Source organism: Pseudoduganella sp. OTU4001, from assembly GCF_038440195.1.
GTDB lineage: Bacteria > Pseudomonadota > Gammaproteobacteria > Burkholderiales > Burkholderiaceae_D > Rugamonas.
In genome coordinates this window covers 15135-32580 of record NZ_JASATG010000044.1, presented here as the reverse complement: position 1 = coordinate 32580, position 17446 = coordinate 15135, and the positions used below count along the sequence as shown (strand labels likewise).

Below are 17446 nucleotides of genomic sequence, written 5' to 3'. Positions count from 1 at the left end.
TTGCATAGCAAACGCAAAGATAATTTTCTTCATAAACCCTTCGCTAAAATTTTCACCGTCAGTTCTTGGCCGATTGTACGCGCTCACCTGGCCGACGCATCCTCCCCATAGCGGAACTACGGAATACCTAAGATATCATTCAACGGGAGCGATTCGACGTCAATAGGTCGCGCAGCCCTTCGACGTTTGGACTAAAAACACATGACCGCCCGTCAGGCGCTAGCTTATATCCACGTTCAGTGAGCACCGTCTGAATGGATGAGCGGCGTTCGGAAAAATATCCGTCGATTACGCGATGAATTCTCTCTACGACTACATCGGCAACTCCAAGAGGATACAGTTCTTGCTTTCGATTGAGAAGAACGCAAATGCCTTCCAAGCCTGGTCCGTCCAAATCATTCATATCGACGTTCGCCATGGCGATATGCATCGCATTCACGCGAACTAAGTTCCAATGCCGCAGATAAGATTCTTGATCGGCATTTTGAAGCTGCTTCATCGAATCGGCCAACTGCACTGTCGAACTCGCAAGCGCAGAAACCAACATTACCTTCTGCCTTCGCGTGTTCGTATCGTACTTATAAATGGCGACCGAAGTAATAGCAATCAGTGCTGTCGCTACAACTGAGATCATGGCAAATTTGCCGAATCGATTTCTGATCATTGTTTGCTTTGTTTTTTCTGACAGGCAGCAATTGGCCGAACACGGCCAAGAGAGGCTCTAGGCCACAAAATGCCACAGCACGACGCATGGGTAAACTATGGCAGCAAATAGGCCTAACGAAAACGAGGCGGCATCACTTCTTGACCTAGGCTTTTGATTCCGAAACTGCGTCCGCCAAAACGTTTGTGAAAGCCCGCTAAGCCCCAGCGCCACAATAATAATTTGCAGCCAGCGTTCACTCTCGAGGGCTTCAAGTCCAAAGAAAACGAATACCCCCAACAAAACAAGGGGTGAAGAACTCTAATCATTGTCGTCATTTCTATTGATGCCGAGATTTTGCCCGTCGAGCTGTTTGATTTCATCTGAAGGCCAAGTGTGAATGGCTGTTCATGGCCGATAACGGCCCATTCATTGTTTGGCCTCAAACAAATGGGTTCAGCAGCTCGACACTTGTTGAGGAAAAATCCTGGACATTTCGTGTGACGATTCGCAGTTGGTAAATCAGTGCGATTGCTGCGATTTGCTTATCAATCAGTTGACTGGCTTGAGGTGCGGTCAGTCGGCCCCACACTTGTGCACAATCGACATCGAAACTTAGGATTCTGGCGCCATATTCAACGACAACGGCATTTAGCCAAGCCTCGAGCTGAAGCGCTTGGAGCTGATCACCACGACGTCGGATATTCTCAACGCCACGGCGAATTTCTCCAATAGTCTGTACTGCCAAGTAACGCTCGGTAGCTGGTGTTGCGCGAAAAAACTGAATGACGCCGGAGTTGGCTCGCTTGCCCTTGCGGGCTTCGCTGATCACATTTGTATCAATCAGATACACGATGCGACCTAGCTATTGCGCATATTGAAATCGGAGTCCTCGCCGACATTGGGCATGTTGGCGAGGATGTCAGCGACGCTGCGGCGCTTTGGCTGCTTGAGTGCGGTCTTCAGAATTTCACGATGCTCGGCTTCCGCGCTCCTGCCATTGGCGGCAGCTCTCTGCTTTAAGGCAAGCGCTAGCTCTTCCTCGATATTGCGTACTACCAAATTCGTCGCCATGGCAGCCTCCGTATTGCAATCATTGATTGCATTCTACGCCGGTTTGCGCGCGTGCGGATGTCAGGTGCAGAGGCTGAAACCGGTAAACCAGGGTCTGGCCCTAGGGCCAGACCCCGTTCTGCCGGTTTAAGGTTGGACGGAAACGGACTCGACGAAGTACTGGGTGTCGCCGAAGCAGGAGGTGGGGATGCCTTTGTGCTGTGCATAGTGCAGCACCACGCGCTTGCCAGCGGCGGCGGCGATCTGCGCAGCCACCGCGTCATCGCGCACTGTGAACTCGAACTTCTCGGGAATTGCGCCTGGCATTGAGGTGAGCAAGATCTCGCCCTCCCAGGTCTTGCAAATCCAGCCCCGCTTGGAAAACTTCTGCAAATACCCGGCGCGTTCACCTTCCGAATACGAGTAGCTCAAGGCCATCCACACATATGCTGCAAACAGCAGCGCCACGGCGGCCAACAGGCCGCCGACAATCACCAGCACACGGCTCATTCAGACTCCACAGGATGTAATTTCTTGTATTTGAGGGACGACCACAGCGAAACAACAATAAACGCCACGCCGGACAGGCCGGTGAACCACTCCGGAATGTGATACTTGACGCTGGCGAACATGATCAGGGCCAGGATACCGATCGCATAATGCGCGCCGTGTTCGAGGTAGATGAATTCGTCCAGAGTGCCTTTGTGCACCAGGTAGACGGTCAGCGAACGCACATACATGGCGCCAATCGCCAGGCCAAGCATGATGATGACCACGTCGCTTGTAATTGCAAACGCGCCGATCACGCCGTCGAACGAGAACGAGGCATCCAGCACTTCCAGGTAGAGGAAGCCGCCCAGGCTGCCGCCGGCCACCACCTTGCCGGTCTCATCATGGCCTTCCTTCTCCAGGATGCTGCTGAGCCAGCCGACGCCGACATAAATGGCGGTGCCGACCACGCCCGCATACAGCACGGAATAGCGCTTGGCTTCCGGCACCAGGGTTACGCAGACGAAGACCGCAACCAGGGTCAGCAGGATCGCCAGGCTCTCAGTGCCGTATTTGCCGACCTTCTCCTCGAACCAGTGAATCCAGTGCACATCCTTTTCTTCATCGAACAGGAAGTTCAGGAACACCAGCAGCAGGAAGGCGCCGCCGAAGGCCGCCACTTCCTCATGCACGCTCATCAGGTGGCGCGAATACTCGGCCGGGGTAGTGGTGGCCATGGTCCAGACCTGGAACATGTCCAGCCCGGTCGCCACCGCCACGATCGCCAGCGGGAACACCAGGCGCATGCCGAACACCGCCACCAGGATACCGACCGTCAGGAACAGCTTCTGCCAGAACGCGTTCCAGTCCTTCAGCACGGAGGCATTGACCACCGCGTTGTCGAAGGAAAGCGACACTTCCATGACCCCCAGCACGCCGGTAATCCACAGCGCCGTCAGCGCCGCGCCCCAGCCGCCATGTTCATAGCCCCACCAGCCGGCCAGCCCCATCAGGACGATGGTGACGATGATTGATATTCTGAAATGCTTCATATTTGCTTGCTATTAATATTGTTGGTGCGCCGATTATAATGGGGGATTGCTCTTATAGGACGTTAATACATGGATCTCGCTTACTTGCTGACGCCTCTGCTGACCTGGATTACGGTCGGTCCGATCAAATTCCTGATTAATAGTATCAAGGCCCGCAAATGGGCTTTCAACCTGGTCGGCAATGGCGGTTTCCCATCCAACCACAGCGCCGTGGTGTCCAGCATGGCGACCCTGATCGCCCTGCGCGAAGGCCTGGGCCATCCGGCTTTTGGCGTCGCCGTGGCGTTGTGCTTTATTGTCATCATCGACGCCAACAGCTTGCGCCAGCACGTCGGCCGCCAGGCTGCCGCCATCAACCGCCTCGCCAAGGATGTCACGGACCACAAATGGCTGCGCGAACGGATGGGCCACACCATCGTTGAAATCACTGGCGGACTGGCCACCGGCATCGCCATGGGTCATATCATTTTTGCAATTTTCCCGCGCTAACGGCAACTGCGGATAAACCGCGTTTTTCGCGGTTTATCCTCCATTCCTGCATTCCAGCACCAGAATCCCGCAGTCTGGCCCCTGTGAATTGACTCTCAGCCCCTAAAAAAAGATACTTTTGCACGCTGCAGAAGTATGCATTCAATATACAAATAAGCTGTCCACCAAACCTGGAGATTCTCATGTTGCGTAAAACCCTATTAGCTCTCGCCGTTGCCTCTGCGCTGGTCGCTTGCGGCAAGTCGGACAAGGCGCCGGAAGCCGGCAAAGCCAGTGCTTCGGCTACCGCCGATGCCAAAGGCAAGGGCGAAGAAAAGAAACTGGCGACGCTGCAGGTTTCGTCCGAGGATCTGGTGAAGGTGGAAAGCAATGCGCTTTCTTCGGGCCCGGTGGTGACCGGCTCGATCCAGCCTGAGCGCAAGGCCGACATGCGCGCCGAAGTGGGCGCTGTGGTCATGCAAGTACTGAAAGAAAATGGTGAAGCTGTCAAGAAAGGCGACCTGCTGGTGCGCCTGGACGACACCGCCCTGCGCGACAACCTGTCCTCTGCACAGGAAGCCGTGCGCGCCTCGACCCAGTCGATGGAACAGGCCGAGCGCGTACTGGCCCGCCAGAAGACCTTGAAGGCCTCCGGCATGGTGTCCTCGCAGGTGCTGGAAGACGCGGAAGTGCGCCGCAATAATGCGCAGTCCGACCTGTCGGCCGCCAAGGCCCGCCTGGTCACCGCCAACCAGCAGCTGTCGCGCACCCTGGTGCGCGCACCGTTCGACGGCATCGTCTCCGAGCGCAAAGTCTCGGCCGGCGACACCGCCCAGATCGGCAAGGAATTGGTGAAAGTGGTTGACCCTAACTCGATGCGTTTCGAAGGCCGTGTGTCGGCTGATTCGGTGGGCGTGGTCAAGGCAGGGCAGGGCGTGGTGTTCTCCATCAACGGCTACCCAGGCCAGACCTTCACCGGCAAGGTGAAGCGCGTCGACCCGGCCGCCAACCCGGTGACCCGCCAGGTGGAAGTGCTGGTTGATTTCGCCGACAAGAACCTGCCGCGCGTCGCCGGCCTGTTCGCCGAGGGCCGCATCGAAGCGGAAACCACCTCCGCGTTGATGGTGCCGGCATCGGCACTGGTCAAGCAGGGCGACACCACCTATGTGTGGAAGATCAAGGACAAGACCCTGTCCAAGACCGTGCTGGAAATGGGCGCGCGCGATGCACGCAGCGGCAACTGGCAGGTGCAGACCGGCCTGTCGACCGGCGACCTGCTGATGCGCACCCCAGCCTCCAGCTTCCGCGATGGCCAGAAAGTTGAAATGCAAGTGCCGAAGGCTGTAGCTTCCGCCACCTTGCCAGCCGCCGCCAGCAAGGGCAACTAAAGGAAACTAAGCCATGTTCCTGTCTAACTTTAGTATCAAGCGCCCAGTCGCCATGATCGTTCTGATCGTGGCGATGATGGCCATGGGCCTGCTGGCCCTGTCCAAGCTGCGCGTCAACCAGAACCCGGACGTTGAGATCCCGCTGCTGATCGTTAACATCCCGTATCCTGGCGCGTCGCCGGAGACCGTTGAACGTGAAGTCATCAACCGCCTGGAAAAATCGCTGCAGTCGATTGCCGGCGTGACCGACACCTACTCGACTTCGCGCGAAGGCAGCGCCACCATCGAGATGCGTTTCAACTTCGATAAGAACCTGATCGAAGCCTCGGACGAAGTGCGCAACGCCATTGCGTCGGTGCGCTACAAGCTGCCGACCGAGATGCGCGAGCCGATGATCCAGCGTATCGACACCTCGGCCGACCCGATCATGCAGGTCTCGCTGTCGTCCAAGACCCAGTCGCACGCCGTACTGTCGCGCCTGGCCGAAGACAAGCTGGCCGACCGCTACCGCGCCATCGACGGCGTGGCCGTGGTTAACGTCAACGGCGCACTGCGCCGCGAACTGTCGGTGCTGCTGCGCGCCGACAAACTGCGTGAATACAATGTGTCGGTGTCCGAAGTGGCGCAGGCACTGCGTATGCAGAACACCAATGCACCGGTCGGCAAGGTGCGCGGCGACCTGGAAGAAAAGGCGATCCGCCTGGTGGGCCGTATCGAGCGTCCGGAGGAATTCAAGGACGTGGTGGTCAAGCGCCGCGGCGATGAACTGATCCGCCTGGGCCAGGTGGCGAGTATTGAAGACGGCTTTGCCGACATCAATAACGTCAGCCTGCGTTCCGGCAAGCCGAATGTCGGTATCGCCGTGATCCGTGCGCGCGACGCCTCCACCGTGTCGGTGGCCAAGGCGGTGCGCAAGGTGACCGAAGACATCAACGCCGAGTTCAAGGCCGAAGGCCTGGGCAATTCGCTGGAAATCACCCGCGACGGCGGTGAGGACGCGCAGAATTCCCTGAACAACGTGATCGAAGCGCTGGTGTTCGGCGCCGTGCTGACCATCTTCGTGGTGTACGCCTTCCTGAACTCCTGGCGTTCGACCCTGATCACCGCGATGTCGCTGCCGACTTCTGTGATCGCCGCCTTTATCGCGGTGTGGCTGTGCGGCTTCACCCTGAACTTCATGACCCTGCTCGGCCTGTCGCTGGCAATCGGTGTGCTGATTGACGATGCGATCGTGGTGCGTGAAAACATCGTGCGCCACATGCAGAAGGGCTCCGACCGCCGCAAGGCTGCGCTGGAAGGTACCGCGGAAATCGGCCTGGCCGTGGCCGCGACCACTTTCTCCATCATGGCTGTGTTCATCCCGGTCGCCTTCATGGGCGGCATGCCGGGCGAATGGTTCCGTCCATTCGCCCTGACCGTGACCTGCTCGGTGGCCGTCTCGCTGTTCATCTCCTTCACCCTGGACCCGATGATGTCGGCCTACTGGGGCGATCCGCCAGACCACCACTCGGCGCCTAAGAAAGGCATCGGCAAGGTACTGGACAAGTTCAACCACTGGTTCGACCACCAGGCCGACCGTTACGGCAAGGTGATCGCCTGGGCGCTGCACCACCGCCGCTGGATGTCGGTAATTGCCGTGGCATCCTTCGTCGGCGCGCTGGCCCTGCAGGCCACCGTGGGCGGCACCAGTTTCCTGCCGAAGTCGGACTTTGGTTCGATCGCGATCGAAGTGCGTACCCCGTCTTCATCGAGCCTGGAGTACACCAAGACCAAGATGGACAAGGCGGCGCAAATCGCCCACACCGTCGCTGAGGTGAAAGCCACCAGCACCTACGTCAACCTGTCGGGCGGCCGTATCTGGGTCGACATCGGCAAGCGCACCCAGCGCAAGCGCGACGCCAGCGAGATCGCTGTCGAACTGCGCCAGAAGCTGGCCGGCCTGGTGGGCGGCGAGTTCGTGGTGCTGGACGACGTGAACAACGGCGCCCGCAAGCCGGTGCAGATCGACTTCGTCGGCCCGGATTCGCGCAAGCTGATGGAAATCACCGGCCAGTTCATGGAAAAGCTGCGCAACGTCAAAGGTGCGGTGGACGTCGGCCTGTCCGAACAGGACCCGAAAGACGAGCTGCAGATTGAACTGAACCGCGGCCTGGCCAACTCGATGGGCATTTCCGCCGGCGATGCGGCACAGTCGCTGCGCGTGGCCTTCGCCGGTATCGAAGTGGGCGACTGGGTCGATCCGACCGGTGAAACCCGCGACGTGGCGGTGCGCCTGCATCCTGACGACCGCGTCAGCCCGGAAAACATCGAGCGCCTGCCGATCGCCGTCACCGGCACCAACCAGATGGTGCCGCTGGACCAGATCGCCAAGATCACCATGGGCAAGGGCCCGGCCACCATCCGCCACAAGAATGGCAAGCGCATGGTGTCCGTGGCAGCCAACGTGGAAGGCCGTTCCACCGGTGAAGTGATCAAGGAAGCCCGCAAGCTGGCGGCCGAAATGGACTACCCGCCAGGCTTCGGCATGGACGTGGGCGGCTCCGGTAAGGACCAGAACGAAGTGTTCGGCGCCATGGGCATCGCCCTGGTGTCCGGCATCGGCCTGATGTACCTGGTGCTCGTGATGCAGTTCGGTTCCTTCACGGCGCCGGGCGCGGTCATGCTGTCGCTGCCGCTGTCGCTGATCGGCGTGGTGCTGGGCCTGATCCTGACCAAGGGCACGCTGAACCTGATGTCCTTCATCGGTGTGATCATGCTGATGGGCCTGGTGGCCAAGAACGCGATCCTGCTGCTCGATGCGGCGCGCAAGCGTGAGGAAGAGGGCTACGGCCGTGAGGATGCGCTGATGTATGCGGGCCGCATGCGTCTGCGTCCGATCCTGATGACGACCTTCGCGCTGATCGCCGGCATGATGCCAGTGGCAATCGGCATGGGTGAGGGCGGTGAGTTCTACCGTCCGATGGCAGTCGCGATTATCGGCGGCACCATCACCTCGACCTTCCTGACGCTGCTCGTGGTGCCGACCTTCTACGACAGTATCGAGATCGCCCGCGACCGCATGTTCGCCAAGTATAAGCGCCGCGAGGAACGCTGGAATACCGCCGTGGCCTTCGTGCTGACCTTTATCGAAGCGATCCTGGCGCTGACCTTTGTGCGCCTGGTGTTCCGCCTGGTGATGAAGGTGGTTGGCCTGCTGTTCGGCCGCCGCCAGCCGAAGATGGCCTGATCCAGCCAGCTGCCGCAAAGAAGGGCCCCCGGGCCCTTTTTTGTTACCTCATGAATTAATAAAAAAATAAGTCATGTTTTTATCTAATTTCAGTGTCAAACGCCCGATCTCCATGATCGTGGTGATCATCACCATGATGGCGCTGGGCCTGCTGGCCCTGTCCAAGCTCAAGGTGAACCAGCGTCCCGATGTGGAAGCGCCGGTGCTGATCGTGATGATCCCGTATCCGGGCGCCTCGCCGGAGACGGTCGAGCGCGAAATCGTCAACCGCCTGGAAAAGCAGCTGCAAACCATTTCCGGCGTGACCGACGCCTTCAGCGATTCGATGGAGGGCGCCGCCCGCTTCCGCCTGCGCTTCACCTTCGATAAAAACATGATCGAAGCGGCGGACGAGGTGCGCAATGCCATTGGCGCGGTGCGCTACAAGCTGCCGACTGAAATGCGCGAGCCGGTGGTGCAACGCGTTGATATTTCCAAGCAGCCGATCATGCAGCTGTCGCTATCGTCGGCCAAAATGTCGCATGCCTCGCTTTCGCGCCTGGCCGAAGACCAGCTGGCCGAGCGCCTGCGCGGCATTGAAGGCGTGGCCAGCGTCAGCGTGAACGGCGCACTGCGCCGTGAACTGTCGGTGCTGCTGCGCGCTGACAAGCTGCGTGAATACAATGTGTCGGTGTCCGAAGTGGCGCAGGCACTGCGCATGCAGAACACCAACGCGCCGGTGGGCAAGGTGCGCGGCGCGCTGGAAGAAAAGGCGATCCGCCTGGTCGGCCGCATCGAGCGTCCCGAAGAATTCAAGGACGTGGTGGTCAAGCGCCGCGGCAATGAGCTGGTCCGCCTGGGCCAGGTGGCTACGGTGGAAGACGGCTTTGCCGATACTAGCAGCATCTCGCTGCGCAATGGCCGTCCCGACGTCGGCCTGAACGTGGTGCGTTCGCGCGATGCCTCGACCGTGAGCGTGGCCAAGGAAATCCGCAAACTGGTGGCGGAAATCAACCAGGAGCTCGATGGCGAAGCGCGCATCGACATCGCCGACGACGACGGCGAACGCGCGCAGAACTCGCTGAACAATGTGATCGAGGCGCTGGTGTTCGGCGCCGTGCTGACCATCTTCGTGGTGTATGCCTTCCTGAACTCCTGGCGCTCGACGCTGATTACGGCGCTGGCGCTGCCGACTTCCGTGATCGCCGCCTTCATCGCGGTCTGGCTGTGCGGCTTCACGCTGAACTTCATGACCCTGCTCGGCCTGTCGCTGGCGATCGGCGTGCTGATTGACGACGCCATCGTGGTGCGCGAGAACATCGTGCGCCATATGGAAAAAGGCGCGGACCGCCGCACCGCAGCGCTGGAAGGTACCGCGGAAATCGGCCTGGCCGTGGCCGCAACCACCTTCTCCATCATGGCCGTGTTCATTCCGGTGGCCTTTATGCCCGGCATGGCGGGCGAATGGTTCCGTCCCTTCGCCCTGACCGTGACCTGCTCGGTGGCGGTGTCGCTGTTCATCTCCTTCACGCTGGACCCGATGATGTCGGCCTACTGGGGCGACCCGCCGGGCCACCATGCGGCGCCGAAGAAGGGCATCGGCAAGGTGCTCGACAAGTTCAACCACTGGTTCGACCACCAGGCCGACCGCTACGGCAAGCTGATCGCCTGGGCGCTGCATCATCGCCGCTGGATGGCGGTGATCGCCTTCGCCAGCTTCGCCGGCGCGATTTTCCTGCACGCCAAATTCGGTGGTTCGAGCATGCAGCCGCGCGTCGACTTCGGCGGCCTGGCGATCGAGGTGCGCACGCCTGCGTCGTCCAGCCTGGATTACACGCGCCGCAAAATGGAGCAGGCGCTGCAGATCGTGCACACGGTCAAGGAAGTCAAGTCCACCAGCACCTATATCAACCAGGCCAGCGGCAATATCTGGGTCGATATCGGCAAGCGCAGCGAGCGCAAACGCGGCGTGGAGCAGGTGGGCCCCGAGCTGCGCGAAAAGCTGGCCGGCCTGGTCGGCGCCGAGTTCGTGGTGCTGGACGATTTTGCCAACAACGGCCGCAAGCCGGTGCAGATCGACTTCGTCGGTCCGGACTCGCGCAAGCTGCTGGAACTGGCCGACAACTTCATGGAGCAACTGCGCCACGTGCCCGGCGCGGTCGATGTCGGCCTGTCCGAACAATCGGCGAAGGACGAACTGCAAATCGAGTTGAACCGCAGCCTGGCTAATTCCATGGGCATCGCCGCCGGCGACGCCGCCACCGCGCTGCGCGTGGCCTTTGCCGGCATCGAGGTGGGCGACTGGGTCGACCCGACCGGCGAAACGCGCGACGTGGCGGTACGCCTGCATCCGCATGACCGCGTGAACATGGAAAACATCGAGCGCCTGCCGATTGCCGTCAACGGCGGCAACCAGATGGTGCCGCTGGACCAGATCGCCCGCATCACCATGGGCAAGGGCCCGTCCGCCATCAGCCACAAGGATGGCATGCGCTCGATTTCCGTTTCGGCCAACGTGGAAGGCCGTTCGGAAGGCGAAGTGATCGAAGCGGCCCGCAAGCTGGCCAAGGACATGGACTATCCGCCCGGCTTCGGCCAGGCCGTGGGCGGCGCCGGCAAGGACCAGAAGGAGCTGTTCACTGCCATGACCGTGGCCCTGCTGTCCGGCATTGGCCTGATGTACCTGGTGCTGGTGATGCAATTCGGCTCGTTCACCGCGCCGGGCGGCGTCATGCTGTCGCTGCCGCTGTCCCTGATCGGCGTGGTGGTGGGCTTGCTGCTGAGCGATTCGACCCTCAACCTGATGAGCTTTATCGGCATCATTATGCTGATGGGCCTGGTGGCCAAGAACGGCATCCTGCTGCTGGAAGCGGCGCGCAAGCTGGAAGAGGAGGGCATGCAGCGCGAAGAGGCGCTGATGCAGGCTGGCCGCCTGCGCCTGCGTCCGATCCTGATGACCACCTTCGCCCTGATCGCCGGCATGATGCCGGTGGCGATCGGCATGGGCGAGGGCGGCGAGTTCTACCGTCCGCTGGCGATTGCCATCATTGGCGGCACCGTGACCTCCACCTTGCTGACCCTGCTGATCGTGCCGACCTTCTACGACAGCATCGAGATTGCCAAGGAGCGCATGATCGCCAAGTTCCAGCGCCGCGATGCACGCTGGGGCGGCGCACGCGCCTTCCTGCTGACTTTCTTCGAGGCAATTCTGACCCTGGTGATGGTGCGCCTGGCCTTCCGCCTGGTGCTGCAGCTGCTGCGCCGGGTGCGCCTGATGCCCAAGGCAGCCTGATTTGGTTAGGGTCAGACCCAAGGGTCTGACCCCGATTGGCCTGGGCCGCCAGCGAAGTTACATGAATTAGTTAATGTATTCGCAAGTTAAAAGCACCATCGTGCGGTTTTTAGTGTAAACTTCGGTGCCCTTGCACCTTCCCCCAGTGCAAGGTTAAACATATATCAATAACTAACACGCAGAGACTTACCTTGAACCCAAAATACCTCGCTCTGATGGTAGCGGCAGCCCTGTCCGCCACCTCGTTTACCGCTAATGCATCCGGTTACCGTTTTGGTTCCCAGTCCGTGTCCGGTCAAGGCACTGCTGATTCCAACGGTGCAGAAGCTGCCGATGCTTCCACCATCTTCGCCAACCCAGCCGGTCTGACCCGCCTGGAAGGTACCCAGTTCGTCGGCGGTATCACCGCCGTGGTGCCGCACTCGGAATACACCGACCGCGGCTCCAAGCGCTTCACCGGCACCCCAACCGGCGGCGTGACCACCCTGGACGACTTCGCACCGAAGGTCGTCGCAGCACCTTCGCTGTACCTGTCGAAGAAGCTGAACGACCAGTGGACCGTGGGCCTGGGCACCTTCGTGCCGTACGGCGCCAAGCTGTCCTACGACTACGGTTGGGCCGGCCGCTACGCGCTGACCAATATCGACCTGAAGGCCGTCACCATCAACCCATCGGTCGGCTTCAAGCTGAACGAACAGCACTCCTTCGGCTTCGGCATCGACGCCGAATTCATGAAGGCCTTCCTGGGCCAGGGCGTTGACGTTCCAGGCACCATCCTGGCGCTGAACTCCCTGCCAGGCGCAGAAATCGCCGCACGCCGCGCCGAACTGCTGAAGACCATCGTGACCCTGGGTGGCAATCCAGCCGCCCTGGCCACCGCCAAGGATGGCCACGCTGAGATGGACGGCAAGGACTGGGGCTACGGCTTCAACCTGGGCTACCTGTACAGCCTGTCGAAAGACACCCGCTTCGGCATTTCCTACCGTTCCTCGATCCGCCACAAGCTGCGCGGCGGTGCGGTGTGGGACTTCTCCGGCGTGACCGCCGACCCAGTGGTGAACAAGGTGCTGCAAGCGTCTTCGCGTAAGACCAACTCGCCAGCCCTGGTCGATATCAAGACCCCGGAAACCCTGTCCCTCAACATGTTCACCCAGGTTGACGACAAGCTGGCCCTGATGGGCGACGTGACCTGGTCGCGCCACTCCCGCATGGACGACCTGCACATCGTGTTCGTCGGCACCGGCGAAGGCGACGAAGTGATCCGCCAGCAGTGGAAGAACTCCCTGCGCGCATCGCTGGGCATGAACTACAAGATCGACGACAAGCTGATGCTGCGCGCTGGCGTGGCCATCGACGAAACCCCAGTGGACAACGCGACCCTGCGTCACGCTGCACTGCCGGACGCGGACCGCAAGCAAGTGTCCTTCGGCGCCAATTGGAAGCTGTCGAACAACTCGTCGATCGACCTGGCCTACAGCTTCCTGAAGTTTGACGAAGCCAAGTCCTCCTACAAGAACGCCTGCAGCCCGCTGCACCCAGCCGGTTCCTGCACCGGCAACGGCGAAACCACCGTTGGCAGCTGGAACACCCGCCTGCACCTGCTGGGCCTGTCCTACAACTACAAGTTCTAAGCCTTTCCCGGCCTGAACCCGGAACCGGCGCCCTCCGCGAGGAGGCGCCGGTTTTTTTATTGCCGGGGCTGTAGTGAAATTACATCACGCATCCGAGCGCACGATTGAGTAAACCAGAGGGAAGGTGCAGACTGTGCTGGCTACTTAGTAGCAAAAGTACATAAATATACAGGAGACGATATGAAATTTCGCCGTGCCCTCGGGGTGGCGATGCTGGGCTGCGCTTTGCTGGGCAGCCCGGTCATCCACGCCGCCAACAATCCCAACCAGCTTGGCGCCGCCTATGACGCCACCAAGTCCAGCATCAACTTCAAGATTTACTCCAGCCGCGCCACCCGCATCGAGCTTTACCTGTACAGCGCCGCGACCGGCCAGCAGGAAAAAGCCCGCCTGCCGTTGACCCTGGGCGCCGGCGGCGTCTGGAGCCTGAACGTGACCAGTGCCCAGCTGGCGAGCTACGGCATCAGCGGCACCGTGTACTACGGCTACCGCGCCTGGGGCCCGAACTGGCCTTACAACGCAGCCTGGACCAAGGGCTCGGCCACCGGCTTCATCACCGACGTCGACGCCAACGGCAACCGCTTCAATCCCAACAAGCTGCTGACCGACCCCTACGCGCTGGAAATCAGCCACGACCCGGTCACGGCCACCATGAGCAACGGCACCATCTACGCCAGCGGCGCCCTGTACCGCAATATCGACAGCGGCAGCAGCGCGCCGAAAGGCATCGTGCTGCAAGGCGATACCCAGTCGATCGGCAGCAAGCCGACGCGCGCCTTCAAGGACGACATCGTGTACGAAGCCCATGTGCGCGGCCTGACCAAGAGCGACACCGGCATCACGGCCGCGTACCGCGGCACCTACAAGGGCGCCGGGCTGAAGGCGCCTTACCTGGCCAGCCTGGGGGTGACCGCCATCGAGTTCCTGCCGGTTCAGGAAACCCAGAACGACACCAACGATGCCGATCCCAACTCGAACACGGGCGACAACTACTGGGGCTATATGACGCTGGGCTACTTCGCGCCCGACCGCCGCTACAGCTACGACCAGACGCCCGGCGGCCCGACCCGCGAATTCAAGGAGATGGTCAAGGCTTTCCACGACAACGGCATCAAGGTCTACATCGACGTGGTCTACAACCACACCGGCGAGGGCGGCCAATGGAACGCCGGCGACAAGACCACTTACAACCTGTACGGCATGCGCGGGCTGGATAACCCGACCTACTACTCGCTGACCAGCGACTTCCAGAATTCCTGGGACAACACCGGCGTCGGCGGCAACTACAACACCCGCAACACCGTGGCGCAAAACCTGATCGTCGATTCGCTGGCCTACTGGCGCGACAAGCTGGGCGTGGACGGCTTCCGCTACGACCTGGCTTCGGTGCTGGGCAACAGCTGCCAGCACGGCTGCTTCAACTTCGACAAGATGGATAGCGGCAATGCCCTGAACCGCATCATGGCCGAACTGCCGGCCCGCGCGGCCGGCGGCGGCAGCGGCGTTGACCACATCGCCGAACCGTGGGCCATTGGCGGCAATTCCTACCAGGTCGGCGGCTTCCCGTCCGGCTGGGCGGAGTGGAACGGCATCTACCGCGATGCGGTGCGCCAGGACCAGAACATGATGGGGCAGGTGGCCGTGACGCCCGGCACGCTGGCGACCCGCTTTGCCGGCTCCAGTGATTTGTACGGCGACGACGGCCGCAAGCCCTGGCATTCGGTGAACTTCATCACCGCGCACGATGGCTTCACGCTCAAGGACCTGTACAGCTGTAACGGCAAGAACAATAACCAGGCCTGGCCGTACGGCCCGAGCGACGGTGGCGAGGACAATAACAACAGCTGGGACCAGGGCGGCGTGGCGGCCGACCAGCGCAAGGCTGCGCGCAACGGCATGGCCTTGCTGCTGTTGTCCGGCGGCGTGCCGATGCTGGTCGGCGGCGACGAATACCTGCGCGGCATCAACTGCAATAACAATCCCTACAACCTCGACTCCAGCGCCAATTGGCTGGGCTGGAGCTGGACTGCCGACCAGTCCAACTTCCAGTCCTTCACCAAAGGCTTGCTGGCGTTCCGCAAGGCCCACCCGGCGCTGCGCCCGGCGAATTTCTACGCCAGCACCGACGGCAACGGCAACGTGATGGAGCAGCTGCGCTGGTTCAAGCCGGATGGGGCGGTGGCCGACGCCAGCTACTTCAACAACAGCGCCAACCATGCGATTGCCTGGCGCATCGATGGCAGCGAGTTCGGCGACAGCGCCTCGGCCATCTATGTGGCGTATAACGGCTGGAGCGCCAACGTGAACTTCACCTTGCCATGGCCTGGCACCGGCAAGAGCTGGTTCCGCGTGACCGACACCTGCAGCTGGGCCGAAGGTGCAGGCCAGGTGCGCACGCCGGGCGCCGAGGATGCCATTGGCGGTGAAAACTACGTCTACGGCGTGTGCGGACGCGGCCTGCTGCTGTTGATTGCAAAGTAAGCCTGCATGGCCGGCGCCCTGTGCAAGGGCGCCGGCTGATATAGACTGTATGGAAAATGCCGCCCGCGTCACGAACACGCTGAGGGAGCCGAGGATATCCATGCGTCTTAAAACCAATTATTGGTTTCCAAAAGTCCTGCTTGCTTGTCTGCTGGCCTGTGCGCTGGCGGCGCCCGCGCACGCCAGCAAGGTGGTGCGTGTCGCTTTCTCGAATACGCTGGCGCCGGTCAGCTTTGTCGAGAATGGCCAGGTGACCGGTATGCTGAAGGAAATCATCGCCGCCTTGTTCAGCATGGTTCCTGAGTATCAGCCGGAATTCCATGCCTATCCATGGGTGCGCGCGCAGCGGATGGTGGAAATTGGCGAGATGGATATGTTCGTCACCTTTCCTTCGGCCAGCCGCCGCAGCTATGCGCAGTTTTCCCCGCACCCTATTTATTCCCGCGAGTACGGCAACCTGGTGTTCGACCGTGATAATCCCAACGCGGCCCGGATTGCCGCCGCCAGGAGTTTTGAAGACTTGAAGGCCCTGGTGTTTGTCAGCCAGGAAGCGGTGGCGTGGGAAGATGAGAACGTGCCGGCCTACATCAAGCGCTACCCGGTCAACGGGCCGCCCGCGCTGATGCACATGATTTTCCAGCGCAAGCAGGGCGACTTTTTCATCATGCCGGAGGAGCAGGCGGTGTACTTTGCGCACCAGTTCGGCTATGAGCACCGGCTGTCGATGAAAAAGGTGGGCTTTATCCCCAATAGCCTGGTGGCGTTCCATGTTGGTGTGCGCAAGAGCCATCCGGAAAGACAGAAGCTGCTGGCCGCGCTGGATGCCGCCGCGCAGCGGCCGGAATTCCAGGCCCGCAAGCGCGCCATCGAACGCAAATACCAGGAATATGCGCTGGCCGCTGGCCGCGCGAAAACCGAGTGACGCGCGGTCGGCAGACACTGGCCGCAGGAGGCGCTGCGCTTAGCGCTTGGGCGGCGGGCTTGCCGGAGGTGTCGAGGTGCCGGGTGTCGCGGCCGGACTGCCGGCCGGCGTATTGCCGCTGGTTGGCGCGGTTGGCTGGGTACCCTGGGTGGCCGCAGTACCGCCGGAGGCGCCTGTTTCGGAGTTGCCGGCCCCGGTTCCGGGTCCTGCATTGGCCGGACCGGCGCCGCGGCCGGCTTGTGCATCGGCTGGCGACGGCGTGACCGGGGCTTGCGGCTCGAGTGTGCCGGCGGTGCCGGTGCCGCCGGTGTCCGGCGTGGTGGTGGGCGAGGTGCCGGTGGGCGGATTGCCGGGGCTCCCGGCCTCGTGTTTGCTGCAGGCTGGCAGGGCGGCAGCCAGCAGGGCGCCTAGCAGCAGGGCGCGGGTGGTGGGTCGGTTCTGCATAGCGGGTCCTTTGCTTAGTAGGTCGGACGGCGGTCGCGCTGCGGATCCTTGTGGTCGGTCTTGTCCGGCGCAGTCGATGAGGGCTGGCCGCTGCCGGCCGTGCCGCTGGTGCCACTGGTGCCGCTGGTGCCTGGTGTGGCCCCGGTGGCTGGCGGCGTGGTGGTGTCAGGCGGTGGCGTGGTGCTGTCGGACGGCGGCGTGGTGGGCGTGACCGGAGCCGTTTCCGGCGCCGGCGCCGCGGCGGGCGGCGTCGGGGCCGTGGTATTCGGTTCGGTCACCGGTGCCGGGACCTGGTCCCGGTCCTTGCAGGCGGCCAGCCCGGCTGCCAGTACTGCGCCCAGCAACAGGGCGCCTGCTTTGCTCGTGGTGTTCATTGAA

14 protein-coding genes are annotated in these 17446 nt (G+C 61.4%); 7 read left to right on the top strand and 7 right to left on the bottom strand.

Features of this window, described 5'->3' with window-relative positions; genetic code table 11:
* Positions 1-139 precede the first annotated feature (139 nt).
* From AAHE99_RS24765 to AAHE99_RS24745, 5 genes are all read right to left on the bottom strand, one after another.
* Entirely contained in the window at positions 140-664 is a 525-nt protein-coding gene (locus tag AAHE99_RS24765) for a hypothetical protein (RefSeq protein ID WP_342120456.1), read from the bottom strand.
* Between the two features lie 421 nt (positions 665-1085).
* The gene (locus AAHE99_RS24760) at positions 1086-1496 is read right to left on the bottom strand and encodes a type II toxin-antitoxin system VapC family toxin (protein WP_342120452.1); all 411 of its coding nucleotides are present in this window, start codon (positions 1494-1496) and stop codon (positions 1086-1088) included.
* Between the two features lie 8 nt (positions 1497-1504).
* Complete coding sequence (locus tag AAHE99_RS24755) at positions 1505-1717, bottom strand: FitA-like ribbon-helix-helix domain-containing protein (RefSeq protein WP_342120450.1); 213 nt, start codon at positions 1715-1717, stop codon at positions 1505-1507.
* Positions 1718-1843: 126 nt separating this feature from the next.
* Positions 1844-2206, bottom strand: coding sequence for a hypothetical protein (locus AAHE99_RS24750; protein WP_342120448.1), 363 nt, complete (start codon positions 2204-2206; stop codon positions 1844-1846).
* Positions 2203-3237 (bottom strand): DUF475 domain-containing protein, encoded by a 1035-nt coding sequence (locus tag AAHE99_RS24745; protein WP_342120446.1) that lies wholly within the window; start codon positions 3235-3237, stop codon positions 2203-2205. Before AAHE99_RS24745 ends, AAHE99_RS24750 begins: the two co-directional genes overlap by 4 nt.
* A 69-nt stretch (positions 3238-3306) precedes the next feature.
* Between AAHE99_RS24745 and AAHE99_RS24740 the strand changes: the two genes are divergently transcribed.
* The 7 genes from AAHE99_RS24740 (at position 3307) to AAHE99_RS24710 (ending at position 16624) form a co-directional block, all read left to right on the top strand.
* Positions 3307-3726 carry a divergent PAP2 family protein gene (locus tag AAHE99_RS24740; RefSeq protein WP_342120444.1) on the top strand — a complete coding sequence of 140 codons (420 nt, stop codon included), beginning with the start codon at positions 3307-3309 and terminating at the stop codon, positions 3724-3726.
* A 182-nt stretch (positions 3727-3908) separates the two neighbouring features.
* Complete coding sequence (locus tag AAHE99_RS24735; RefSeq protein ID WP_342120442.1) at positions 3909-5093, top strand: efflux RND transporter periplasmic adaptor subunit; 1185 nt, start codon at positions 3909-3911, stop codon at positions 5091-5093.
* A gap of 13 nt (positions 5094-5106) precedes the next feature.
* A complete protein-coding gene (locus tag AAHE99_RS24730; RefSeq protein ID WP_342120440.1) occupies positions 5107-8319 on the top strand; it encodes an efflux RND transporter permease subunit in 3213 nt (1070 codons plus the stop codon).
* 73 nt (positions 8320-8392) lie between these two features.
* A complete protein-coding gene (locus AAHE99_RS24725; RefSeq protein WP_342120438.1) occupies positions 8393-11590 on the top strand; it encodes an efflux RND transporter permease subunit in 3198 nt (1065 codons plus the stop codon).
* Between the two features lie 191 nt (positions 11591-11781).
* Positions 11782-13221 (top strand): OmpP1/FadL family transporter, encoded by a 1440-nt coding sequence (locus tag AAHE99_RS24720; RefSeq protein ID WP_342120436.1) that lies wholly within the window; start codon positions 11782-11784, stop codon positions 13219-13221.
* 180 nt (positions 13222-13401) lie between these two features.
* Entirely contained in the window at positions 13402-15702 is a 2301-nt protein-coding gene (locus tag AAHE99_RS24715) for a glycogen debranching protein (protein WP_342120433.1), read from the top strand.
* 100 nt (positions 15703-15802) lie between these two features.
* Complete coding sequence (locus AAHE99_RS24710) at positions 15803-16624, top strand: substrate-binding periplasmic protein (protein WP_342120431.1); 822 nt, start codon at positions 15803-15805, stop codon at positions 16622-16624.
* A 39-nt stretch (positions 16625-16663) separates the two neighbouring features.
* Here AAHE99_RS24710 and AAHE99_RS24705 read toward each other — a convergent pair whose 3' ends face one another.
* Entirely contained in the window at positions 16664-17068 is a 405-nt protein-coding gene (locus tag AAHE99_RS24705; RefSeq protein WP_342120429.1) for a hypothetical protein, read from the bottom strand.
* A 14-nt stretch (positions 17069-17082) separates the two neighbouring features.
* Entirely contained in the window at positions 17083-17442 is a 360-nt protein-coding gene (locus tag AAHE99_RS24700) for a hypothetical protein (protein ID WP_342120427.1), read from the bottom strand.
* Positions 17443-17446: the final 4 nt, after the last annotated feature.